The sequence below is a fragment of the Nocardia sp. NBC_01327 genome (assembly GCF_035958815.1).
Classification (GTDB): Bacteria; Actinomycetota; Actinomycetes; order Mycobacteriales; family Mycobacteriaceae; genus Nocardia.
The window spans coordinates 1688784-1711992 of sequence record NZ_CP108383.1 but is presented as its reverse complement, the minus strand read 5'-3'; the positions used below and the strand labels follow the sequence as shown (position 1 = coordinate 1711992).

The 23209-nt window shown below is 67.9% G+C and carries 20 protein-coding genes; 9 read left to right on the top strand and 11 right to left on the bottom strand.

Translation table 11 applies throughout. From position 1 onward, the window contains the following. Window positions 1-105: 105 nt before the first annotated feature. Both OG326_RS07310 and OG326_RS07305 read right to left on the bottom strand, forming a co-directional pair. Entirely contained in the window at window positions 106-2055 is a 1950-nt protein-coding gene (locus OG326_RS07310) for a DNA polymerase Y family protein (protein ID WP_442791013.1), read from the bottom strand. Window positions 2056-2121: 66 nt separating this feature from the next. After that, the gene (locus tag OG326_RS07305) at window positions 2122-2958 is read right to left on the bottom strand and encodes a hypothetical protein (protein WP_327143839.1); all 837 of its coding nucleotides are present in this window, start codon (window positions 2956-2958) and stop codon (window positions 2122-2124) included. 237 nt (window positions 2959-3195) lie between these two features. On the opposite strand from OG326_RS07305, the gene OG326_RS07300 reads away from it, so the two are divergent. Further along, window positions 3196-4350 carry a serine/threonine-protein kinase gene (locus OG326_RS07300; RefSeq protein WP_327143838.1) on the top strand — a complete coding sequence of 385 codons (1155 nt, stop codon included), beginning with the start codon at window positions 3196-3198 and terminating at the stop codon, window positions 4348-4350. Between the two features lies 1 nt (window position 4351). On the opposite strand, the gene OG326_RS07295 is transcribed toward OG326_RS07300, so the two are convergent. Both OG326_RS07295 and OG326_RS07290 read right to left on the bottom strand, forming a co-directional pair. Next, window positions 4352-4981: a response regulator transcription factor gene (locus OG326_RS07295; RefSeq protein ID WP_327146402.1), complete on the bottom strand. Its 630-nt coding sequence runs from the start codon at window positions 4979-4981 to the stop codon at window positions 4352-4354. A gap of 22 nt (window positions 4982-5003) precedes the next feature. Next, entirely contained in the window at window positions 5004-6218 is a 1215-nt protein-coding gene (locus OG326_RS07290; RefSeq protein WP_327146401.1) for an ATP-binding protein, read from the bottom strand. Between the two features lie 260 nt (window positions 6219-6478). Here OG326_RS07290 and OG326_RS07285 point away from each other — a divergent pair, with 260 nt between their 5' ends. Both OG326_RS07285 and OG326_RS07280 read left to right on the top strand, forming a co-directional pair. Further along, window positions 6479-8248, top strand: coding sequence for a PspC domain-containing protein (locus tag OG326_RS07285; RefSeq protein ID WP_327143837.1), 1770 nt, complete (start codon window positions 6479-6481; stop codon window positions 8246-8248). Next, window positions 8241-8441, top strand: coding sequence for a hypothetical protein (locus tag OG326_RS07280; RefSeq protein WP_297622160.1), 201 nt, complete (start codon window positions 8241-8243; stop codon window positions 8439-8441). The genes OG326_RS07285 and OG326_RS07280 overlap by 8 nt, the downstream gene beginning before the upstream one ends. 122 nt (window positions 8442-8563) lie before the next feature. On the opposite strand, the gene guaA is transcribed toward OG326_RS07280, so the two are convergent. Next, window positions 8564-10123, bottom strand: coding sequence for a glutamine-hydrolyzing GMP synthase (gene guaA, locus OG326_RS07275; RefSeq protein WP_327143836.1), 1560 nt, complete (start codon window positions 10121-10123; stop codon window positions 8564-8566). Window positions 10124-10423: 300 nt separating this feature from the next. Here guaA and OG326_RS07270 point away from each other — a divergent pair, with 300 nt between their 5' ends. Next, window positions 10424-11299 (top strand): alpha/beta fold hydrolase, encoded by an 876-nt coding sequence (locus OG326_RS07270; RefSeq protein ID WP_327143835.1) that lies wholly within the window; start codon window positions 10424-10426, stop codon window positions 11297-11299. A gap of 203 nt (window positions 11300-11502) precedes the next feature. On the opposite strand, the gene OG326_RS07265 is transcribed toward OG326_RS07270, so the two are convergent. Both OG326_RS07265 and guaB read right to left on the bottom strand, forming a co-directional pair. Next, on the bottom strand, window positions 11503-12636 hold the full coding sequence (locus OG326_RS07265; RefSeq protein WP_327143834.1) for a GuaB3 family IMP dehydrogenase-related protein: 1134 nt from the start codon (window positions 12634-12636) through the stop codon (window positions 11503-11505). A 98-nt stretch (window positions 12637-12734) separates the two neighbouring features. Continuing rightward, a complete protein-coding gene (guaB, locus tag OG326_RS07260) occupies window positions 12735-14279 on the bottom strand; it encodes an IMP dehydrogenase (RefSeq protein ID WP_327143833.1) in 1545 nt (514 codons plus the stop codon). Between the two features lie 390 nt (window positions 14280-14669). Between guaB and OG326_RS07255 the strand changes: the two genes are divergently transcribed. After that, window positions 14670-15083: a DUF5319 domain-containing protein gene (locus OG326_RS07255; RefSeq protein WP_029923780.1), complete on the top strand. Its 414-nt coding sequence runs from the start codon at window positions 14670-14672 to the stop codon at window positions 15081-15083. 100 nt (window positions 15084-15183) lie between these two features. Here the strand turns inward: OG326_RS07255 and OG326_RS07250 are convergent, their stop codons facing one another. The 3 genes from OG326_RS07250 to OG326_RS07240 all read right to left on the bottom strand — a co-directional run bounded on the left by OG326_RS07250 (window position 15184) and on the right by OG326_RS07240 (window position 18027). Further along, window positions 15184-16326, bottom strand: a complete 1143-nt coding sequence (locus OG326_RS07250; RefSeq protein ID WP_327143832.1) for an anti-sigma-D factor RsdA — start codon at window positions 16324-16326, stop codon at window positions 15184-15186. Then, the gene (locus OG326_RS07245) at window positions 16319-16900 is read right to left on the bottom strand and encodes a sigma-70 family RNA polymerase sigma factor (protein ID WP_327143831.1); all 582 of its coding nucleotides are present in this window, start codon (window positions 16898-16900) and stop codon (window positions 16319-16321) included. Before OG326_RS07245 ends, OG326_RS07250 begins: the two co-directional genes overlap by 8 nt. 158 nt (window positions 16901-17058) lie before the next feature. Continuing rightward, window positions 17059-18027, bottom strand: a complete 969-nt coding sequence (locus OG326_RS07240; protein ID WP_327143830.1) for a hypothetical protein — start codon at window positions 18025-18027, stop codon at window positions 17059-17061. A gap of 612 nt (window positions 18028-18639) precedes the next feature. On the opposite strand from OG326_RS07240, the gene OG326_RS07235 reads away from it, so the two are divergent. The 4 genes from OG326_RS07235 (at window position 18640) to OG326_RS07220 (ending at window position 21499) form a co-directional block, all read left to right on the top strand. Next, complete coding sequence (locus OG326_RS07235; RefSeq protein WP_153805677.1) at window positions 18640-18933, top strand: WhiB family transcriptional regulator; 294 nt, start codon at window positions 18640-18642, stop codon at window positions 18931-18933. A gap of 428 nt (window positions 18934-19361) precedes the next feature. Then, window positions 19362-19925, top strand: a complete 564-nt coding sequence (locus tag OG326_RS07230) for a sigma-70 family RNA polymerase sigma factor (protein WP_327146400.1) — start codon at window positions 19362-19364, stop codon at window positions 19923-19925. Between the two features lies 1 nt (window position 19926). After that, window positions 19927-20238: an RskA family anti-sigma factor gene (locus tag OG326_RS07225; RefSeq protein ID WP_327143829.1), complete on the top strand. Its 312-nt coding sequence runs from the start codon at window positions 19927-19929 to the stop codon at window positions 20236-20238. 283 nt (window positions 20239-20521) lie between these two features. Then, complete coding sequence (locus tag OG326_RS07220) at window positions 20522-21499, top strand: hypothetical protein (protein WP_327143828.1); 978 nt, start codon at window positions 20522-20524, stop codon at window positions 21497-21499. Between the two features lie 86 nt (window positions 21500-21585). Here OG326_RS07220 and groL read toward each other — a convergent pair whose 3' ends face one another. Continuing rightward, complete coding sequence (gene groL / locus OG326_RS07215; RefSeq protein ID WP_327143827.1) at window positions 21586-23193, bottom strand: chaperonin GroEL; 1608 nt, start codon at window positions 23191-23193, stop codon at window positions 21586-21588. Window positions 23194-23209: the final 16 nt, after the last annotated feature.

Genomic DNA, 23209 nt, shown 5'->3' with positions numbered 1-23209 from the left:
CCCGGCCGTCCCATCGACGACACAGCCCGTGTCCGAGCCGCGCACGCCCGGTAAAGGCTGCGCGATTCAGACAGGGGCTGTTCGGTGCGGAAGCACGGTCCGATCTCACTCGTAGAGGCCCTCCACATGCCAGGTGTGGTTGTAGCCGAGCAGCAGCAGGGCGCGCTTGTCCTTGTCCAGCAGGACCTGGGCGCGGGCCGCGAAACCGTGCTCGAACCGGTGTGTCCACCAGCGGTCGTCCAGCGGCCACGGGCCCGCCCAGCCGATCAGCAGCCAGGACCTGCGGCCCCAGTGCAGCTGCGCCGGATCGGCGGTGAACAGGCCGCGGTCGGTCACCCACACCGGAGACCCGTCCGCCGCCTCCAACCGCACCCGCGGCCGGCTCACCCACACGACGGTGGGCGCGGGCTCCGGCAACCGCCCCGGCCACGGCTGCGCCGGATCCGCCGCCGGCACCGGCTCCTCCCCCAGCGTCACCATGGTGATCCGCTCCGCGGGCCCGCGCCCGCCACTGAGCACCCCCAACCGCACCGCATCCCCGCCCAGCAGCCCCTGCACCCGAATCAGCGCCCGCCGCGCCCGCTCCTCGTCCTCCCCGACCCCACCCCACAACCCGAGCTGCAACGCCCCCGCCGAAACCACCTCCACCGGCTCCAGCCGCAACAGAGTAATAGGAGAGCCCGGTACCTCGTCCTCCTCCGCCCACCCATCCGAGTTCTCTTCCACTCCAGCGGATTCCGAGCCACGCCCACGCGAAACCACGCCGCGCCCACTCGAACCGATGCCATGTCCGCCCGAACCGATGCCACGTCCGCCCGAACCGATGCCACGTCCGCCCGAACTGGCGTCGCGCCCACCCGAACTGGCGTCGCGCCCACTCGAACCCGTACCGCGCCCGGGAGAACTCGTGCCACGCTTACTCGAATCAGCAACGCGCCCGGTCGAGTCCGCTTCGAATCCGACCGAATCAGGGCGGCGGCCGGGCGGGTACGCCGTCGTGCCGTTTCCCTCCGGCCGCGGCACTGCGCCGCGACCTGTCGTTCCGTATCTGGCGGCGCGGGCGCGGTCCAGGGAGCGGCGGGTGAGCCAGCCGTCGAGTTGCCAGCGGATGCGGTCGGCGGTGCTGTCGGGGGTGAGGGGTTCGGCGCAGCGCCAGGTGCGGGAGAACTCTTCGCCCGCTTCGGTTTCCGCGTGGATGACCAGGCGGGTGCAGGCTACCGAGGCGGCGGCGAGACCCTCGTGCAGGCGGGTGGCGAGCAGGCGGCCGGCGAAGGCGGCGGCGTCGATGCGGTCGATCGGAGGATCGCAGCGGTACTCCACCGTCAGGTCGGGGGCGGGGAGCTGCGCGGAGGGCGGGCGCTCCGGTTCGGCACGGGCACAGCGGTGCGCGGCAATGGCATCCGTGCCGAAGCGGGACGCCACCTCGGCGGGAGTGAGCGCGGCGAAATCACCGATGCGCCGTAATCCCAAGCGGTGCAGCAGATCCACCAGATCGGCGCGTTCCGGTGCGGCCAGGGCCGGTTCCACGGACAACTCGGAGATGGGCAGCGGCGCAAGGAATCGCGCGCCCCGACCGGCGGGGACAATGGTGGCGCGGCGTGCGGCGAGCACCGCCGTGGACAGCTCGTCGGCAATGCCGATCTGGCATTCCACCCCGGCCGCCGCCACCGCGTCCACAAGCTGTTCCGCCGCAGCCTCTTCCGACCCGAAGAACCGGGCCGCGCCGCGCGCCGACAACACCAGCAGCCCGGGTCGCAGCACCTCCACCCCCGGTACGGTCGCATCCACGGCCGCCACCACCGGCTCGAACAGTCGCGCGTCCCGATCCGGATCATCCTGTGCCACCAGCAGATCCGGGCACCGCCCCTGCGCCTCCCGCTTCCGCAGCCCGCGCCGAATCCCCTCCGCCCGCGCCGCCGCCGAACACGCCGTCACCCGATTCGCCGAAAGCACCGCCACCGCCCGGGTGGCCGGCGCCCCCGCCTCGGCGGCCGCCGCCACCGCGGGCCAATCCAGGCACCACACCGCCAGCACCCGCCGCGCTTTCACGCCCACCACACCACGACCCCGGTCTCCGCCGCCCACAGATCGGCGGCACGCCGTGCACCACCAGCCCGGCGGTCAGGAGACGGCATGGCGGGCGGGGCTCAGTGGTTCGGAGACAGCGTGATTCGCATCCACCCATTCGACCCGGCCATTGCTCGGGCTCAGGGCGAGATGGCCGAGGCGGGGCTGGGCGGAACGGCCGTGCACGGAGACATCCAGCCGGACGGTGCGCAATCGGCCGCAACCACGGCCCAGGCCGCTGTACCCCGTCACCCGACTGTCGATGCGCAGCACCGGACCGGCCCAGAAACCACCGGTGACCACCAGCGTGGAGCCCTTGCTCCGGGCGCGCGCGGTGAGCACTCGGGTGCGGGACATGGGCACCGAAGCACCGTTCAAGCCCAGAATCACCAGATCCAGGCCATCCAGCAACACCGAGGCGACTTCGAGCGGATCCGGACCGGGATTGACGACAACCGCCAAACGGTCCAGTCGCGCACCCATTTCCGCTGCTGCCAGCAAGCCGAAACGCGGTACGCCGACCACCGCGGCATGACCACCGGAACCGGTGACCGCGGCCAGCAAACCGGAGAGCAGGGAATTGGCACCGGAGTACAGGACCACCGACCCCTTCGCTAAACCGCCTTCGGGCAAAAGGTTTTCGAGCGCCGGCGGCACCGGCAGCGATTCCCGCCGCAACCCCGCGCCCGGCGCCCGGGTACCCGCGGTCGCCGGCGGCGCACCCGTCTCCGGTCGCGAACCCGCCGCCACCGGCGGCACCTGCCGCGTCGCCGCGCCCGATCGCCCGCCCGGCAGGCGCACCGACACCTCGGCGCCGCGCGCCGGAATCGCCGCCATACGCCGCCGCAATTCGGCCAGCTGCACCTGCTTGGCTTCCTCCGCCGAACCCATCTCTCGACCACCTCTCCCAATCGATGGGGACCCAATTCCCAGGAGCGCACGACTCCACCGCACTGCGCCGAAGCCACCTCCCGAACCCCCTACAGGTCCGGGACGGATCAGCCAGCACCGACTCAGCTACTCACGATAGTCGAATATATGTTCGATTCAAGCACAGTAGAACTCGAGCCCCGACGCGCGTCAAGAGGCAGTGGCGCAAACCTCGAGTTTCGAACCAGGCCAGTCAGGATGGTTTTCCGCTACCCTGCACCCGTGACCGAACGCGCCCGTCCCATCGTCGGCCCCGATTACCTGGTGGCCGGCCGCTACCGTCTGCAATCGAAGCTCGGTGGCGGCGGCATGGGTGCGGTGTGGCTGGCGAAGGACCGCCTACTCAACCGCGATGTCGCCATCAAGCAGGTGCTCACCACCGCCGGGCTCAATGAGCACGAGGCCCAGGAGGTGCGGCGACGCATCATGCACGAGGGCCGGGTGGCGGCGAAGCTGTCGCACGAGCACGCCATCGCCGTGTACGACGTCGAGCTCGAGAACGGCGAGCCCTGGCTGGTGATGGAGTACCTGCCCTCGCGCAGTGTTGCCAAGGCGATCTCGCTGACGAACGCGCTCTCCCCCATCGAGGTCGCGCAGATCGGCGCACAGGTCGCCGACGCACTGGCCACCGCGCACGCCGCGGGCATCGTGCACCGTGACATCAAGCCCGGCAATATTCTGGTAGCCGACCGCGGCGACGAGGTCGGCATGGTCAAACTCAGCGACTTCGGCATCTCCAGCGCCGCGGGCGATGCCGACGATGTCGGCGATGTCATCACCGGCACCCCCGCCTACCTGCCGCCGGAGGTCGCGCGCGGCGCCCAGCCGACCACCGCCAGCGATGTATTCTCGCTCGGCGCAACGCTGTACACCGCCATGGAGGGCCAGCCGCCGTACGGCTTCCACGACGACAGCGGGGTGATCGTGGAACGCGCCGCCATGGCGCAGGTGATTCCGCCGCAGCGCAGCGGACCGCTCACCTCGGTCCTGCTGCACATGATGGAACCGGCGCCGCAGCGGCGCCCCACCATGGCCGAGGCGCGCAATGAAATCCTCACCGCGGCTTTCGGTCCCGGTACCGCGCCCTACATTCTCGGCGCACCGGTGCGCACCGACGACGGCACCATTCCGGCCTGGGCGGCACGCAATTCCGCTGCCGGACTGCGCAGCCCGCACTCCAGCCCGCTCCCCCGCCCGCAGCGCACCAGCGCCACCGCGGCGCCCGCTGCCCCGCAGCAGAAGTCGAAGGGCTTCGACCTCTCCAAGCTCGGCCCGAACGCCGGACCCCTGGCGGTAGCGATCGGCCTGCTCATCGGCCTGCTGATCATCATCGTGATCCTGGTGGTGCTGTAGCTCAGTCGATGCGGCGGCGGTGTGCCCAGCGGGTGAGGGCATTGCGGTTGGACTGCTGGGTCTTTCGCAGCACATTGGAGGCGTGCGTTTCCACTGTCTTCACCGAGATGAACAGGTTCTCGGCGATCTCCCGGTAGGTGTAGCCGCGCGCCAGCAGGCGCAGCACCTCCAGCTCACGCGGTGTGAGCGAATCCAGTTCGGGATCGAGCGGCGGTTCGGGCACCTGGGACCGGCCGGTGAACGAGTCCAGTACGAAACCGGCCAGGCGCGGGCTGAATACGGCATCGCCGCCCGCCACCCGCCGAATGCCGTCCGCCAGTTCGGGACCCGAGATCGTCTTGGTGACATAGCCGCGCGCCCCCGCGCGAATCACCGCGATCACATCCTCGGCCGCGTCGGAGACGCTGAGCGCCAGGCACACCGGGCCCGCCTCGACGCCCTGCAGCACGGCTACTCCACCACCGTCGGGCATGTGCACATCGAGCAGCACCACATCCGGTGTGGTCGCCTTGATTCCGGCAATGGCCTCGGCCACCCCGCCGGCCTCGCCGACCACCTCCATATCGGATTCACGACTCAGCTCGGCCCGCACCCCGGACCTGAACACGGCATGATCGTCGACCAGAAACACCCGGACACTCACCACAAGCTCCTCATTCGGCAGAGTCGTGCTGCACCACAATACGTTCGTCGGCACCATCCTTGCGGGGCATGGTGATTCGCACCTCGGTGCCACGCCCGGGCGTCGAGGTGATCTCCACATGCCCGCCGCGCCGTTCGATCCGGGCGCGAATGGATCTGGTCAGACCCTGCCGGTCGGATTCGACCGCGTTCACATCGAAACCCTTGCCCCGGTCCCGCACGAAGACGCTCACCTGATGCGGTTCGGCCTCCGCGAACAGGTCGATCGAGGGCACCTCGGCATGTTTGGCGGCATTCACCAGGGCTTCGCGGCTGGCGCCGAGCAGTGCGGTGAAATGCTCCTTGGGCAGGCCGATACCGCTGTCGTCGACATCCATGGTCACATCGCCCACCGTCACCGGCGTGACCTTCACCCCGTGCTGATCCTCCACCTCACCGGCGATGGTGCGCAGCGCCGCAACCAGACTCGACTGCGCCGGACCGGTGTCGTCGAACAGCCATTTGCGTAGCTCGCGCTCCTGACTGCGCGCCAGCCGCACCACCTCGTGCTGATCCCCGGCCTGCCGCTGGATCAGCGCGAGCGTCTGCAGCACCGAATCGTGCAGATGCGAGGCGATCTCCTCGCGCTCGTCATTGCGAATACGCGCCGCGCGTTCATCATTGAGCGCCCGCACCATGCGCAGCCACAGCGGCACCGTGAGCAGCCCGGCCCCGACCAGGGTGACCGCCACCGCCAGCAGGGCCGAACCCAGCGAACTCAGATTGATGCGCGCCAGCACCACCACACCCAGCCCGACCACGATCAGCGTCGCGCCCGCGACAATGCGCGCCCAGGTGACCACCGACGGACGCGACGGCAGGCCGATGGCGGATCTCGGCCCGTCCGCATCGAATTCGCGCCACACCAGCGCCGCACCGATGGCGACCACGATGATCGGCCCCACCACCTGCGCGGCCGTCCCATTGAACAACCACGACATGCCGACCGACAGCGCCAGCCCGAGCAGCACCAGCCCGATGGCCTGCCGCCGCTCCGACGCCGACGGCTTCACCGCGTCCCCACCGCCCGGCGTGAAGATCCACAGCATCCCGTAGGCCACCACCCCGGCCCCGAGCAACCCGGACAGCAGCACGAACGCTATGCGCACCTTGAAGACATCGATGCCGAGATGGTCGGCCAGACCGCCCGCCACCCCGCCGACCACCCGGCCGCCGGACCTCCGCATCAGCCGCTGCGGCTGCGCCGCCACCGCGCGCGCGGGATCGAGCGCCCCACGGGCAGGGTCGAACAGGGGCGCGGACGGATACATACCTCCGATACTGGCATGCCACGGTGACAGGCAACATCGGGAAACACCCCCATTCCGGCCCTGAGACCGGAGGTTTGTCCGGTCCGGACAGAATGCGCGGAACTATCCAAGTTCAGGTGGTGTTTCAGGGTGTTCCCCGATGCGCCTGGGCCGGGCCCGCAACGACTATGGAACCCATGACGAGAACGAGCGACTGGTCCAGGGGCACCGGGCGTGCCGGGTTCGCTGATCAGCTTCACGATATGTGGCAGACCCGGCCGGTTCGGCTGCCGAACAATGGGCCGATCGCGGGGGTGGCGGCCGGGTTCGGGCGGCGGTACAACGTGGATCCGGTGCTGGTGCGGGTTGCGTTCGTGACGTCGGCGCTGTTCGGCGGGGCGGGGATCGTGCTTTATCTGATGGCTTGGCTGCTGCTGAGCCAGTCGGGTGACCAATCCTCCGCGGCGGAATCGCTTTTCGGGCGGGGGCAGAGTTCGCAGACCTCGTCCAAGACCATTGTGCTGCTGGTGGCGCTGGGTATCGCCGTCACCACCGTGGGTCCCGTCGGCGTCGGGCTGGGCGGGTCGGGGGTGATCAGCTTCGCGCTCATGCTGGCCGGCTGGTGGCTGCTGCACCAGCGGCAGCCGGCGCCGCCGCCGGACTATCTGGAGCAGACGGCCGCGGATGCGACGCTCGGTGAGTTCCCCCTCGCGAATTCACCGTTCTGGACCGGATACCCGGGCACCACAGCGCCATTCGACACCTACGGGCCGTACACGAAGCTGCCCGACAGCTACCAGCCCGATCCGAACCAGCCGCCGTCTTCGGATGCGCCTACGGAAGCCTTTGCCCAGCAGGGGTTTTCGCCTGAACCCGAGGTTGCAGCTCAGGACACCACGGTACTGAAGTCCGGTCCGACTGTGGCACAGGATGTTTCGACTCCCGTAGCGGAATCCGAGACCGTGGTTCTCCGCAAGCCAGAGGTGAACGCTACTGCGAGCCAGGATGTCCCGGCACCGGCCGATGACCAGGCGACGGTCGTACTCCGCAAGGATGACGTGGACCGCACCGACTCCCCGAACGAATCCGGGGCCGGCAACACTGGAACCGGCGAGAAAGACGCATCCGGACCCGAGGCACCGCAGGATTACGCGAGCGACACTTCCGGACCCGAAGCACCGCAGGATCAGCCGTTCGACGGCACACCGCCTGTGCTGCACCGGATTCCGTCCGCATCCGAGCGCCCCTACACCGCCTACGGCCCCGCCCCCATCTCCCCCGATTTCGGCCCCACCCCGCCGGGCTGGGATCCACTCGGCGTCGCCCCGCTGGCCTGGGATCTGCCCGAACCCGGCCCCGGCCCGGTCCAGCAGACGCTCCCGGTGCAGGCCGCGCCGCGCAAACCCCGTTCCCGCCTGACCCTCATGGTGATCGGCCTGGCCATCCTGGCCGCGGCCGCCGCCGGAGCAGCCGCCGCCTCGGGTGTGGAGTGGATGACGCCCAGCCGCATCGGCGCCGCCGCCCTGGCCGTGATCGCACTCGGTTTGATCGTCGGCGCCTTCCTGCGGCGCGGCTACGGACTCATGGTTCTGCTTGCGCCCCTTGCCGGTTTCGTCATTCTGTCCTCGCTGATCGGCCCCATCGAATTCGACAAGGGCTCGATGGGCGACCACCACTGGACCGCGGCGGCGGCGACCGAACTGCTGCCGGCGTATCACGTCTCGATGGGCTCGGCGACGCTCGATCTGAGCAAACTGCAGCTCACCGAGGATCGGGCCGTCAAGGTCTCGGTGCGCATGGGCGACGCCCGGGTGGTACTGCCGCAGAATCTGCGCGTCGATACGACGTGCACTGTGCGCCTGGGTGATTCGAACTGCGTGAGCGGAATGTCAGGGCCCGCAACGGGTCCGGTGCTGAATCTGACCGTCGATGTGCAGATGGGAAACGCGGAGGTGAATCGTGGCTGAGCAGAAGAATCGTCGTCCGTCGTTCTCACTGCTACTGGCAGGACTGCTGGGACTCGGTGTGAGCGTGTGGGCCTTCATCGGCCCGCACTCCTGGCCGGTATCAGGTGGACTGTCACTGGGGTGGATCGTGGTGATCGCCGCAATCGTTGTCGGTATCGTATTGGTTCTGTCGCCGCGTAAGAACAGCGACTAGCTCGCCGCGCTGCCCCACCCTCGCCGGGGCAGCGCGGACGCCTTCGAGGACTGCCCTCCGAGAAGGCAGAAGGCCCCTCGCCAGCAATGGCAAGGGGCCTTCGTCATGTCCGGGGAGTCAGCTCACTCCCATTCGATGGTGCCCGGCGGCTTGCTCGTCACATCGAGCACCACGCGGTTGACGTCCGGCACCTCATTGGTGATGCGGGTCGAAATGCGTTCCAGCACTTCGTACGGCAGGCGGGTCCAGTCGGCCGTCATGGCGTCCTCGCTGGACACCGGGCGCAGCACGATCGGATGACCGTAGGTGCGGCCGTCGCCCTGCACGCCGACACTGCGCACATCGGCCAGCAGCACCACGGGGCACTGCCAGATCTGCTTGTCCAGACCGGCGGCCGTGAGCTCCTCGCGGGCGATGGCATCGGCCTGCCGCAGCAGGTCCAGCCGGTCCTGATTCACCTCGCCGATAATGCGAATGGCCAGACCCGGGCCCGGGAACGGCTGGCGCGCAACGATTTCCTCGGGCAGGCCGAGTTCGCGGCCGACCGCGCGGACCTCGTCCTTGAAGAGCAGGCGCAGCGGTTCGACCAGATCGAATTCGAGATCGTCCGGCAGCCCGCCGACATTGTGGTGGCTCTTGATATTCGCGGTACCGGTACCGCCGCCGGACTCGACCACGTCGGGGTAGAGCGTGCCCTGAACCAGGTACTCCACCTTGGTCTCGCCCTGCTCACCGACCACTTCGGACACCGCATCCTCGAACGACCGGATGAACTCCCGGCCGATGATCTTGCGCTTCTCCTCCGGATCGGTGACGCCCTTCAGCTCACCGAGGAACTTGTCCACCGCGTCGACGGTCACCAGCCGGGCGCCGGTGGCGGCGACGAAATCGCGCTGCACCTGCTCCCGCTCGCCCGCTCGCAGCAGTCCGTGATCGACGAACACGCAGGTCAGCTTGTCGCCGATGGCCCGCTGCACCAGCGCCGCCGCCACCGCGGAATCCACACCGCCGGACAGACCGCAGATGGCGTGACCGTCACCGACCTGCTCGCGCACCTGAGCGACCAGCGCCTCGGCGATATTCGACGCCGTCCACGCCGCCGGAATCCCGGCGATCTCGTGCAGGAACCGGCTCAACACCTGCTGGCCGTGCGGCGAATGCAGCACCTCCGGGTGGTACTGCACACCCGCGAGCCGCCGCTCCAAATTCTCGAACGCCGCGACCGGCGCACCGGCGGAGGTACCGGTCACCTCGAAACCGGCGGGCGCATCGGTGACCGCGTCACCGTGGCTCATCCACACCGGCTGCCGGGTCGGCAGTCCGCCGTGCAGAATGCCGCCGTCCACACTCAACTCGGTACGCCCGTATTCACGGGTTCCGGTATGCGAAACGGTGCCGCCGAGCGCCTGCGCCATGGCCTGGAAGCCGTAGCAGATACCGAAAACCGGCACATCGAGATCGAACAGCCGCGGATCCAGCTGCGGCGCCCCCTCGGCATACACACTGGACGGACCACCCGAAAGAATCACGGCGAGAGGGTTCTTCTCCGCGATCTCCTCGACGGTGGCCGTATGCGGAACCACCTCGGAGTACACACTGGCCTCGCGCACCCGGCGCGCGATCAGCTGCGCGTACTGCGCGCCGAAGTCGACAACAAGGACTGGTCGCTGGGTATCTGCCACTCTGTGAGTCTAAAGAGCGACACAGAGCACACCTGTGCCGCCTCTCCGAAACTCCGGACCGGCGACGGAACAGCCTTTGTCGACGTCGGACAGCCCTTGCAAGCACAGTTCGATGCCGGTGCGCGCTGTGCGGTCGATTCGCCGGGCGGACGATACCGGCGCGCGGGCCGCGGCGGTAGAGCACAGTGGCCCGGCAGCGGAGGGCACTCGGGCTCGAAGCGAGGGGTCCAGGGGCCCGGGGCGGACCGGTGGCCGGGAAAGCCACGCTGATTGTCACCGCTGCTGGCTATCCTCTACCTCGTGCCATTCGCCCGTGCGATCGATGCAGAGATCCACTACGAAGACAGCGGGGGCGAGGGTCCGGTACTGCTGCTGGGGCACGAATTCCTCATGGACAGAACAATGTTCGCCTCGCAAACGGCCGCATTGACCCCGGAGTTCCGGCTGGTGTCCTGGGATGCCCGCGGGCACGGTCGCACTCGTGACGAGGGGCTGCCGTTCACGTATTGGACCTGCGCCCGCGACGCGCTGACCGTGCTGGATCAAGTCGGCGCGCAGCAGGCGGTGCTGGGCGGGATCTCGCAGGGCGGGTTCATCGCGCTGCGCGCGGCCCTGCTCGCGCCCGAACGCGTGACGGCACTCGTGCTCATGAGCACCGAGGCGCACGAACCCTCCCGCACCGAACTCGCCAATGCCCGCAATTTCCTGGACAAATGGAATGAGGACGGCCCGCGCCCGGCCCTGGCCGATCATCTGGCGCACTGGCTCATCGGCGACGACGAGTGGTCCCGCACCATCTGGGTGGAACGCTGGCTGGCCCGCGATCCGGATGCCATCGAGGTGGCCGCCGGCGCCCTCCTCACCCGCGACTCGATCCTGGACCGACTACACCAGATCAGCTGCCCCGCACTGGTTATCCACCCCACCCACAGCGGCGTCCCCCGCGCCCACGCCCGCGAACTCGCCGACCGCCTCCCCGACGCCCGCTACCTGGAAATCGAAGGCGGCCGCCAAACCGTCAGCATCACCCACCCGGTAGCCGTCAACACCGCCATCCGCGAATTCCTGCACGACCACATCGTCCCCCGCAACTCGACGACCAACCCCCGCATGCTGACCCGCCTCTCCGAACCTTCAGCGCGCAACTTGGGTGCCGTCGACGGTACCGACGCGTAGTGCGGTTGGGAGCGGAAACTATTTCGGGGGTACCCGGGGAGTTACCCCGACCTCACGAGATCAGTTGTCGCCCTTGAGAACATCACGAGCGGTATCGGCCCTACAGATTTCGCCCCCTGCCCATCACGCCCGAAGGCGGATGAACAGGGGGCGAAGATCTTGGGCCGCTGTCAACCACGTTGTTCGTCTCGTAGAGGCAACACTTAAACCCTGATGTTCAGGCCGACCTTCTGGAACTCCTTGAGGTCCGAGTAGCCGGTCTTGGCCATCGCACGACGCAGGCCGCCAACCAGATTCAGCGAACCGAACGGGTCGTTGGACGGCCCCTCGAGCACCTGCGCGAGCGGGACGCGCTCCTCCTCGATGGCGTAGGGCAGCAGCGCGCCGCGCGGGACCGACGGGTGCGCGGCGGCGGACGGCCAGTACCAGCCGGCACCGGGCGCCTCCTGTGCCAGCGACAGCGGCACGCCGAGCATGACCGCGTCGGCGCCGCAGGCGATGGCCTTGGCGATATGACCGGAGGACAGCGTCTCGCCGTCGGCGATCACATGCACGTAGCGACCACCGGTCTCGTCCAGGTAGTCGCGGCGGGCGGCCGCGGCATCGGCGATGGCGGTGGCCATGGGCAGGCGGATGCCGAGCACCTCATTGGTGGTCGTGGCGCCCTGCATCGAGCCGTAACCCACGATCACGCCGGCCGCACCGGTGCGCATGAGGTGCAGCGCGGTGCGGTGATCGCTCACGCCGCCGGCCACCACGGGCACATCCAGTTCGGCGATGAAGGTCTTGAGGTTCAGCGGCTCACCATCACCGACATGCTCGGCGGAGATGATGGTGCCGTGCACGACCAGCAGATCGATCCCGGCCTGCACCAGACCCGGGGTGAGCGCACGCGCGTTCTGCGGGCTGACCCGCACCGCGGTGGTCACACCGGCGGCACGCACCTCGGCGACAGCGGCGGCCAGCAGCTCGGGCCGCATGGGCGCGGCGTGCAGCTCCTGCAGCAGTGCCACAGCGGCCTCGGTGCCCTCCTTCTCGGCGACCTCGGTCAGCTGCTGGATCTTGGCCTCGACATCGGCGTGCCGGGCCCACAGACCCTCACCGTTGATGACACCCAGCCCGCCGGCCTTGCCCAGCTCGATGGCGAACCGCGGCGACACCAGCGCATCGGTCGGATGCGCCAGGAACGGAATCTCGAACCGGTAGGCATCGAGCTGCCAGCCCACGGACACCTGCTTCGACGAACGAGTCCGCCGGGACGGCACGATGTCGATATCGTCCAGCTCGTAGGTGCGCCGGGCAGTCCGGCCCATGCCGATCTCGACCATATCGCGCATGCGAGTCAGTCCTCTCTGTATCTGATTGCCGCACTCCGCTACTCCGCACAACTGCCCCGGCACTCGACCGGGGCAGGGCGCGAAACGAGCGGAAACAATCAGGCTCGGGTGGTGTAGTTGGGAGCCTCGACGGTCATGGTGATGTCGTGCGGGTGCGACTCCTTCAGACCCGCCGCCGTGATCTGAACGAACTGCGCCGCCTGCAGATCCGGAATGGTCTGCGCGCCGGTGTAACCCATCGCGGCACGCACGCCACCCACCAGCTGGTGGATCACCTGGTCCAGCGGACCGCGGAACGGCACCCGGCCCTCGATGCCCTCGGGCACCAGCTTCTTCTCCGACAGCACATCGTCCTGGAAGTAGCGGTCCTTGGAGTACGACTTGGCCTCGCCGCGACTCTGCATGGCGCCCAGCGAACCCATGCCGCGGTAGCTCTTGAACTGCTTGCCGCCCACCAGAATCAGCTCACCCGGCGATTCTGCGGTACCCGCCAGCAGCGAACCCAGCATGACGGTCGACGCGCCGGCGGCAATGGCCTTGGCGATATCACCGGAGTACTGCACACCGCCGTCGGCGATGACCGGAACCCCGTGCGGCCGGCAGGCCGCGGTGGCCTCGAGAATGGCGGTGATCTGCGGCGCGCCCACGCCGGCGACCACGCGGGTGGTGCAGATGGAACCGGGACCGACACCGACCTTGACAGCGTCCACGCCCGCCTCGACCAGCGCCAGCGCACCGGCGCGAGTCGCGACATTGCCGCCGATGATCTGCACCCGGTCGCCGACCTCGGCCTTGACCTTGGCGACCATCTGCAGCACGCCCGCCTGATGTCCGTGCGCGGTATCCACGATCAGCACATCGACGCCGACATCGGCCAGGGTCATGGCCCGCGACCACGCGTCCTCGCCGACACCGACCGCGGCGCCGACCAGCAGGCGGCCGTCGCGGTCCTTGGTGGCGTTCGGGTACTGCTCGGTCTTGACGAAGTCCTTGACCGTGATCAGGCCGCGCAGTTTGCCGTTGCCGTCCACGATCGGCAGCTTCTCGATCTTGTGGCGGCGCAGCAGACCCAGCGCGGCGGGGGCGGTGACGCCCTCCTGCGCGGTGATCAGCGGCGCATGGGTCATGATCTCGGCGACCGGCCGGTTCTGATCGACCTCGAAGCGCATATCGCGATTGGTGATGATGCCGACCAGCTGGCCCTGCTCGTCCACGACGGGCAGACCGGAGATCCGGTACCGGGCGCACATGGCGTCGACCTCGGCGAGGGTGTCGGTCGGGCGACAGGTCACCGGATCGGTCACCATGCCCGCCTCGGACCGCTTGACCGTCTCCGCCTGCGCGGCCTGCGCGGCCACCGACAGATTGCGGTGCAGCACGCCCATGCCGCCCGCCCGCGCCATCGCGATGGCCATCCGGGCCTCGGTCACGGTATCCATGGCGGAGCTCACCAGCGGCGTGCGCAGGGTGATCTCGCGGGTCAGCAGACTCGAGGTATCGACGGCACTGGGGATCAGATCGGACGCGGCCGGAAGCAGCAGCACATCATCGAAGGTGAGGCCGAGCATTGCGACCTTGTTCGGATCATCGCCACCCGTATGAGGGCGGCCGGCGTTTCGTTCGCCCGTAACGGGACTGCTCATCGGATCGACCCCTCCTGGAGCTCGGCACAGTCCCCCGGCCCGAATTCGGGCGAGCGACTGGATGAATGACAAAGCCGGCGTTTGCTACCCGGCCTTTGGTCAACCATGGTATCTGTCCCGCAATTCCGAACAGCAGCCACGCCTGAGCCGTGTGCGCTGCACCACCAGAACATCCACAGCAAAGGCCCTTCGCCCCAAGTTCGTGGCCCGCCCGGTTCTGGACTGAGCGGAGCAATGCCGCGCAGCGGCGAGCGCAGGGAGGGAAGAACCGGGTAACAGGGCCACGAACCCCCCGGAGCGAAGCGGAGGGCAATTGAACACAGCAGATAACAGAGGGCAAATACCTAACAGCGCTGGCGCAGACACCCTCTTTCTGCGTACCGTGGGACTGTGCGTGACCATCTACCACCTGGCTTGCCGCCGGATCCATTCGCCGGAGATCCCTCCGACCCGTCGGCCGCGCTCGATGCCATCGAGCCGGGGGAACCGTTGGATCCTCACGAGCGCCTAGCGGTCGAAGAGGATCTCGCCGACCTCGCGGTATATGAGGCATTGCTGGCCCACCGCGGAATCCGCGGTCTCGTGGTCAGCTGCGAGGACTGCCGACAGGACCACTACCACGACTGGGATATGTTGCGCGCCAACCTCCTCCAGCTATTGGTGGACGGTACGGTACGCCCCCATGAACCTGCCTACGACCCGACTCCCGAGGCGTACGTCACCTGGGATTACTGCCGTGGTTATGCCGACGCCTCGATGAACGAGGCGTTGCACGGCGACGGGTTCGACGGGTTCGACGTCTAGAAACTGAAAACGGGCCTGCGTCCAGTTGGAACGCAGGCCCGTTTTCGGTATGAAGAAGCCGACCATCTCGGTCGGCTGTTTTTCTACGCCTGTGCGCGACTCACTTGGGCAATCCACCCAGCGGTGCCGACGGCACGGTCGGAACGAGAGTCACCGGTGGCACCACCGGAGGAGCCGGTGACGGCTTCTCCACCGGCGGCTGCGTGACCGGCTGCTGACCACCGGCCGGCGCGGTACCCCCGCCCGCAGGCCCGCCCGGCTCACTGGCCGGGGAGGTCTGCGGCGGAACGGTCACCGGAGGCTCCGTCACGTCCACCGAAGGCGGCACCGTGGGCACGGTGACCGGTGGGGTGACGCCCCCGCCGCTGTGCGGAGCCGTGGACGGTTCCGGTTCGACGGGCGGGGCGAAGCGCGGATCGTAGGTCGGTCCGGTTCCGCCGCCATGGGTTTCCGGCGGCAATGTCGGTGCGACAGTGACACTCGGGTTGGCGGGGTTCGGCACGACAGTCACCGGCGGGAGCGTGGTGATCGCGGAACTCGGCGATGTCGTCGGAGCCAGCGAGTTGTAGACACTCGGCGCCGCCGACTTCAGCTGCGTCAGCAATACCTGCCAGCGGTTCTGCAGATCGGTCTTCTTGGTGTCGTCATTGACCTGATTCGCATTTGCCGAGGCACTCTCCATCGCGGCCTGCGCCTGCTCCGGATGTCCGTCGCTGATGAGCTGCTGCGCCTGGGTCAGCGCATCATCGGCCCGCGCGACCACCGTGGACTGCGCCTGCTCACTGAACACAACCTCCTTGACCCGCCACAGCGGATCACCGGGATTTGCGTTGTAGGAGAAGGCGGACAGACCGCCGATGATCAAAGCGAGGGCCGCAGCCGCACCGAGCAGCGGACGCACGAGCCGTAGTCGCCCGCCCGACTGGGCTCCGATCCGCGCGTCCCGGGCGCCGATCTCCTGATTGACCGCCGCGACAATGGTGTCCAGATCCGGTCCGGCCGGCATCGGCTCTTCCAGAATCTCCGCACGCCAGTTCGCGAGTAGGGCCGCGAGCTGATACTCCTCACCCGTTCCCGTTTGCACGGGCCCGTCGCCGGAGATGGCATCGATCAGCGCGTCGTCACGGCGCACTGCCGCAATGTCCACCGGTCCGGTGTCACCGGACGCCTCGGCGTAGGGACCGCTGTTCTGCGATCCAAGCCGCTTCCAGTCGCCCCGACCGCGCTCGCCATCCCTAGCCATACATTTCACCTGCCCTCGCCACTTGAGACTTGAGTTTCGCGAGTGCCCGATGCTGGGCGACTCGTATAGCACCTGCCGTACTGCCCACGGCAACTGCTGTTTCTTCGGCTGACAAACCCATAACCAGGCGGAGGATCAGGATCTCGCGGTGCTTTTCCGGAAGCGTGGCCAGCAGACTGTTCATCTGCCGACTCGTTTCCGAATCGAGAGCGCGCTGTTCCGGCCCCTGGTCGGTGGATATGACATCCGGTACTTCGGCCATGGCATCCGCTTTGTTACGGGCGGCATTGCGATGAGCGTCGGCGACTTTGTGGGAGGCGATGCCGTACACGAAAGCCATGAACGGTCGGCCCTGATCTTGATAACGGGGCAGGGCTGTCATGACGGCCAGACAAACCTCCTGCGCGACGTCGTCGGCGGAGAGCTGACCTCTTTCGGCCGACCCGATGCGCGCGCGGCAATACCGCACCACCAGTGGGCGGATGCTCTCCAGTACCTGGGCTAGAGCAGACCGATCGCCCTGCGCTGCGGCAGCGACGACAGCTGGGTCCAACTCCTCACCCGCGTTGTTCATCGTCAGAGCTGTTCCTGGCGTTACGAGTGGCACCACGGCTGGCGGGCCGGTGCTTCCGCGGAGGGGCGGAACGGTCCCAACAATAGCGGCTGGCGCATTCGGGCCAGTCGTTACGGGGGTCAGTCTCGGGGACTACTCAGGGACATCTCGGGGACTGCTCAGGGACGGCCGAGAAGGTCGGTGGCCGAACGCAATCGCCCTCCGCGAGCCTCCAGCAAACGTGCGCATTCGGCCGCCTCGGCAGCGCCGCCGGCCTCCGCGTCCACCCCCGAGCGCAGCATGGCGCATGCCCAGCGCAATGGCAGCAGTTCGAATTCCCGGCATTCCCTGATGGTTTCGGCGGCGAGGCGGCGGGACCGCTCGAGGTCCCCGGAGGCCGCGGCCGCCGCGGCGACCAGTAGCCGGGATTTCACGCGATGGCGCTGCGAGGGCGAGTTCTCAGCCAGTGCCAGCGCCGTTTCGGCATGCGCGAGGGCCGGATCCTGGGTACCGCCGCCGCCCGCCGCGACGAGCGGAATCCGGCCATCGGGTTCCGGCGCGGCGATCAAGCCGGCGCCGGGAGCCGACAGCGCCGTCTCAGCAGACACCCAGTGCAGGCGGATGCGCTGGCGCCACAGGGCCGGGGACTCGTCCGAGACCGCGTCGAACTGCGTATGGCAACGCCGCAGCAGCCGGGCAGCAAGCGCCGGGCGAGCGGTGCCGAGAGCGTCCGCGGCCAGGCCCGTCAATGCATCGCAAACCGCTTCGGCGCGAGCAATATCCGACCTGAGGATGACCCCGGCGCCGGCCGAACCGCTCGCGCCGAGCCCGGGCGCGGGGTTCGCGGACAGTACGAGGGCGGCGGCGCGGCCGTCGGCCACGGCGGCGTGCGCGTGCCAGCCGAGCTGGCGCAGCAGGGAGCCTTCGAGACTGTGGGTGAGTGAGCGCAGGACCGGATCGGTGGTCCCGGCGCGGGCGCGGCGGAGTTCGGTCCGGGCGGCGGCATAGTGCCCGGCACCGCCGAGCGCGACCGCGCGCAGCCAACTGTCGGCAGAATCACCCGGTGTGGGCAATCCGGCAGCAGCGCGGCCGGGGGTGGCGCCGAAAGCGGTATCGGCGAGTAGCGAGTTCACTTCGAGCACAGGCACTATCGCACTGTAACCAGTGCCACCGGAGCCGGCCGCAGTCGCCATATCACAGAAGCGCAGCAACATCGCAGCATTCACGACTGCGTTTATGTTTCCACTCCGTAAATCTGTGCTCGCTATCGGCCAGCACGCCCGTAAGGAATTCGTATGGCGTTTCGCGCTATTAACCTGGCGGCCTCGAATCGGCCATCTCCACCGTCGCCGCGAGATCGGGCGCAATGGCTGAGATCACGCTGATCGCTACTCCCGCATAGCCGGAGTAGCTCGCATTCGCTGCCGAAAAGCGGCCCTCACCAGGCATTTCATCGACTCACCTGAGCTATCGCACACCACGACGACTCCTGGGCAACCAATCAGTATCACCACAGTCGACCCACTTTGTAAACAGCAAAGATGTTAATTCTCTAATGCGCCAGTATTTGAATCTCAGCGGTACGCACTATTGACTCGAATTCATTGTCGGACCTAACGTACGACATCGCCGCCATCGGCGCCGTGTGAAATTACGGCCGCCGACGGATAGCGATCGCCGGGGCACCGGTGATGCCGCCCAACTGTTGCCACAAGCACCGCTCGACAATGCCGACGAGCTCGCACCAAGAGGAGTTCACCATGCCTATGCCGACCCACCTCCCTGGTCCGAATGCCGATGTCTGGGACTGGCAGATGCGCGGGTCCTGCCGGGGACAGGACTCTTCGGTGTTCTTCCATCCGGACGGCGAACGCGGCCGGGCTCGGGCCCAGCGCGAGATGCGCGCCAAGGAAGTCTGCCGGGCCTGCCCCGTCCTGCTGCAGTGCCGCTCACACGCCCTCAAGGTGAGTGAGCCGTACGGAATCTGGGGTGGAATGTCCGAGACCGAGCGTGAGATGCACGCCCGCCGTAACCGCCGCCGGGCGGTCGCATAGTCGTTTTTCTCCCGTACCCCTGTGACTGCTGTTGACCAGCGGTACGGGCGAGGCGCACGGTGCCTTTTTCTCGGGCCACCAGGACGTTGCCGCTGACCACGGGTGGTGCGAGTTCAGGAAATTTCCCATCCGCGCGGCACGGCGCGCCGAATGCCTAGCAAACAACCGGCCACTGCTCCGGCGGGAATCGGTTCCAGAACTGGCGAGGCTTCGGCGTTTCCCGAAAGCTCCGGCGTGTCACGGCGTGTCCGACTTCAGGACAGCTTTGGGCAAGTCGGTACAAAACGGAAAACCGCTGCGCGACAGTCGTTTTGCCGATACCCCCACCCGAGAGGAGGTTATAGCGGCAGGCTACCCTCGTGGCCGATGACACAGAACGGAGCGTTGTGACAGCGCGGCCGCCGGCCGCAGAGGGCGACTCCTCTGCGATGACGGCGCGCGCAGCCGAAAGCCTCGAGCTAGCCGCACTTCTCTCTCGTTGCGGGGAGTCGGACGAGCGGGCATTCGCCGAGCTGTACGACCGCACCTGCGCACGGGTGTTCGGGCTGGTGCTACGGGTGCTACACGATCCGGGGTACGCGGAGGAGACCACTCAGGAGGTCTACCTCCAGATCTGGCGCACCGCAGCCAATTTCGATCCGGCCAAGGGCTCCGCCGTTACCTGGCTCATGACACTTGCCCATCGCCGCGCGGTCGATCGCGTGCGCGCCGAGCAAGCCCACGCACAGCGCGAAGTCGCTTACGGCACGAGCACACTCGGTAACGAATTCGATGAAGTCACCGAAGAAGTGGGACGACGGCTGGAACAGCAGGCGGTCCGCCAGGGTCTCGCGACCCTCACGGAGACGCAGCGGGAAGCCATCTCGCTCGCCTACTTCGGCGGACGGACATATGCCGAGGTCGCAACCTATCTCGGCGTAGGGTTACCTACCGTTAAGTCCCGTATTCGGGATGGACTGACACGACTCAAGAAAAGTTTGGGAGTGACGTGAGATGAACGAAAGCCAGATCGATCTCGCGCACACTGTCGCGCTGGGATCGATCGGCGACGAGGATCAGCGCGCAGTGCAGGAACTACTGGATACCGGCGACCCGGTGCTGCGCGCGGACTTCACCCAGGAAGTGCAGCACACCCGAGATGCTCTCGCCCAGTTCGCGACCGCGGCGGCCACCCCGCCGCCGCTCGCACTTCGCGACCGCGTACTCGCCGCCGTAGCAGCAGACCAGGCGCCAGCAACCGCGATACAGCACAGCCGCACCGCGTTCTATCCCAGCAACGGGCACAGCCGCGCAGTCCACGACTGAGCGGGTACACCCAGCTCCGCAATCTTGGGCACCCGCCCAGTCCGTTCGACGCACGGGCGGGATCAGCCCTGGTGCAATAGCTTTCGACGCTTCACTGACAAGGCCCCCGGACAGCAATAGTGTCCGGGGGCCTTGTCATATTGCCGGGCAATTAATGTCCGTATTGCCCGTTTATTAATTGGCGTATTGCCGCACGCTCGCACGTGCGCTCCACTCCCACCGGCCGACCGGCCGGACTGCTACCGTGGCGATTGTCGTATCCGTCTCGGGGGGAAGGGGATTCATGGCGCTGCAGGCTCTGCGCGAGCTCATCCGGGGGCAGGCCGCCGCCGAAGAGATCGAATCCATCACCTCCGGGCGCGGGCTCTGGCTGCCGCCCGAGGTCGGCGGTGAGGTCTCGGAACTGCTGTCCGCGCCGACACCCGCCGATATGAACTCGGCCGTCATCGAACTGCGCAACCTCATGCCGGGCGGGGACCTGTTCCACACGGCGGTGCTCGGCCTGCTGTGCGGCACGCTGGTCGAGAACGGCGCCGATCCCGGGGCCGCCATCGACACCACGCTGGAATTGCTGGTGCGGCAGCTGGACGCCCTCGCCGAACACCCCGACGAGGCGACGCGCGCCGCCACCCACCTGACCTTCCCCGCGGCCATGACCATGCTGTGCCGGTCCAAGGAGACCCGTAAGCGCTGGCGACTGCGCCCGGAGATGATGGCCCGCCTGGACGAGCTGGAGGACGCGGGCCTGGTGCCGTTCTTCCTGCGCGAGGTCTTCACGCTGCACGACGATCTGGACCTGCTGGTTCTCGATCAGCGCAATCGCCGCGCCTACCGGTTCCGCCTGATCGGCCTGCGCGACCGCCTCTACCACTGCTACGCGCTACTGCAGGACGCCCTGCTGCGGCATTGCGGCCGTGGCTATCTGGACGCCGAACCGCTCGACGGATTCAATGTCCGCTACGCGCGCAACGACGGTCTCGACCTCGAGGAGCGCAATGCGCAGCACCTCAGCGATCACGCGCGCTTCAACTTCAACTACCCCGGCGGCCTGTTCATGCCCGGATCCGCCGCGGTCGCCGAACTGCCCACCCTCGGCGGCACCCCGTTCCTGCTCGTGGAACCGCGCAGCATCCAATTCAGCTGGAACCCGTCCAATATGTATCCCGTTGTGCACGAGGCACTCCGCGCCTCCTGCGAACTGATCCGCGAGCTCGACCAGGACGAGGCGGACACCCTGCTGGCCCGCTGCGACCCCGCCTGACCCCACCCCGAAACGCACGAGGCCCCGGACGGTTTCCCGTCCGGGGCCTTGTTCACCTGCTCAACAGTGCCGAGCCGTGGTCGATCTCAGTGCGAGTGGCCGTGGTGGGCTGCGGCCGGCTCCTCGGCCGGCTTCTCCACGATGGCGCTCTCGGTGGTGAGCACCATGCGCGCCACCGAGATCGCGTTCTCGACCGCGGAGCGGGTCACCTTCACCGGGTCGATGACGCCGTCGGCAACCAGATCGCCGTAGGTCAGGGTGGCCGCGTTGAAGCCGTCCTTGCCGTCGGTGACCTTGGAGACCACGACCGCGCCGTCGACGCCCGCATTGGCGGCGATCCAGAACAGCGGGGCCAGCAGCGCCTGCCGCACGACCTCGACACCGGCCGCCTCATCGCCCGTGAGCGAATCCTTGAGGGCGACAAGGGTGGCGGCGGCCTGCACCAGGGCGGTGCCGCCGCCGGGGACGATGCCCTCGGCGACCGCGGCCTTGGCGGAGGAGACCGCATCCTCGACGCGGTACTTGCGCTCCTTGAGCTCGGTCTCGGTGGCCGCGCCGACCTTGATGACGGCGACGCCGCCGGCCAGCTTGGCCAGGCGCTCTTCCAGCTTCTCGCGGTCCCAGTCGGAGTCGGTGTTCTCGATCTCCTTGCGCAGCTGCGAAACCCGCGCCTGGATGGCATCGGCGGTGCCGGCGCCCTCGACGATGGTGGTCTCGTCCTTGGTGACCACGACGCGACGGGCCTTGCCCAGCACCTCGAGGCCGGCCTCACGCAGGGTGATGCCCAGGTCCGGGTTCACCACGGTGCCGCCGGTGACGATGGCCAGATCGTCCAGGAACGCCTTGCGACGGTCACCGAAGAACGGCGCCTTGACCGCAACGGCCTTGAGCGTCTTGCGAATCGCGTTGACGACCAGGGTCGACAGCGCCTCGCCCTCGACGTCCTCGGCGATGATCAGGACCGGCTTGCCGGACTCCGCGATCTTCTCCAGCAGCGGGAGCAGATCGGGCAGCGAGCTGACCTTCTCGCGGTTCAGCAGGATCCAGGCGTCCTCGAGGACGGCCTGCTGCGTCTCCGGATCGGTGACGAAATACGGAGACTGGTAGCCCTTGTCGAACTGCACGCCCTCGGTGATGACCAGTTCGGTCTGGGTGCTGGAGGACTCTTCGATGGTCACCACGCCGTCCTTGCCGACGGTGGTGAGCGCCTTGCCGACCAGCGCGCCGATCTCCTCGTCGCGCGAGGAGACGGTGGCGACCTGAGCGATGGCCTTCTCGCCGTCGACCGGGGTGGCGGCGGCCTTGAGGGCCACGGTGATCGCGTCGGCGGCCTTGTTCATGCCCTTGCCGAGGGTCATCGGGTTCGCGCCGGCCGCGATGTTCTTCAGGCCGCCCTTGATGAGGGCCTGGGCGAGCACGGTGGCGGTGGTGGTGCCGTCACCAGCGACATCGTTGGTCTTGGTGGCGACGCTCTTGACGAGCTGTGCGCCGAGGTTCTCGAACGGGTCCTCGAGATCGATCTCGCGGGCGATGGTCACACCGTCATTGGTGACGGTCGGGCCGCCGAACGACTTGGCCAGCACCACGTGCCGGCCGCGCGGGCCCAGGGTGACCTTGACGGCGTCGGCGAGCTTGTCGACGCCACGCTCCAGTGCGCGACGAGCCTTCTCGTCGAACTCGATCTGCTTTGGCATGTATTACCTACTCCTG

Bases quoted from the DNA above. Each gene is read 5' to 3' on its own strand.
- OG326_RS07305 (WP_327143839.1), bottom strand. From the start codon at position 2,958: ATGGGTTCGGCGGAGGAAGCCAAGCAGGTGCAGCTGGCCGAATTGCGG.
- OG326_RS07300 (WP_327143838.1), top strand. From the start codon at position 3,196: ATGGTTTTCCGCTACCCTGCACCCGTGACCGAACGCGCCCGTCCCATC.
- OG326_RS07290 (WP_327146401.1), bottom strand. From the start codon at position 6,218: ATGCGGAGGTCCGGCGGCCGGGTGGTCGGCGGGGTGGCGGGCGGTCTG.
- OG326_RS07285 (WP_327143837.1), top strand. From the start codon at position 6,479: ATGACGAGAACGAGCGACTGGTCCAGGGGCACCGGGCGTGCCGGGTTC.
- OG326_RS07265 (WP_327143834.1), bottom strand. From the start codon at position 12,636: ATGCGCGATATGGTCGAGATCGGCATGGGCCGGACTGCCCGGCGCACC.
- guaB (WP_327143833.1), bottom strand. From the start codon at position 14,279: ATGAGCAGTCCCGTTACGGGCGAACGAAACGCCGGCCGCCCTCATACG.
- OG326_RS07250 (WP_327143832.1), bottom strand. From the start codon at position 16,326: ATGGCTAGGGATGGCGAGCGCGGTCGGGGCGACTGGAAGCGGCTTGGA.
- OG326_RS07245 (WP_327143831.1), bottom strand. From the start codon at position 16,900: ATGAACAACGCGGGTGAGGAGTTGGACCCAGCTGTCGTCGCTGCCGCA.
- OG326_RS07235 (WP_153805677.1), top strand. From the start codon at position 18,640: ATGCCTATGCCGACCCACCTCCCTGGTCCGAATGCCGATGTCTGGGAC.
- OG326_RS07230 (WP_327146400.1), top strand. From the start codon at position 19,362: ATGACGGCGCGCGCAGCCGAAAGCCTCGAGCTAGCCGCACTTCTCTCT.
- OG326_RS07225 (WP_327143829.1), top strand. From the start codon at position 19,927: ATGAACGAAAGCCAGATCGATCTCGCGCACACTGTCGCGCTGGGATCG.
- OG326_RS07220 (WP_327143828.1), top strand. From the start codon at position 20,522: ATGGCGCTGCAGGCTCTGCGCGAGCTCATCCGGGGGCAGGCCGCCGCC.
- groL (WP_327143827.1), bottom strand. From the start codon at position 23,193: ATGCCAAAGCAGATCGAGTTCGACGAGAAGGCTCGTCGCGCACTGGAG.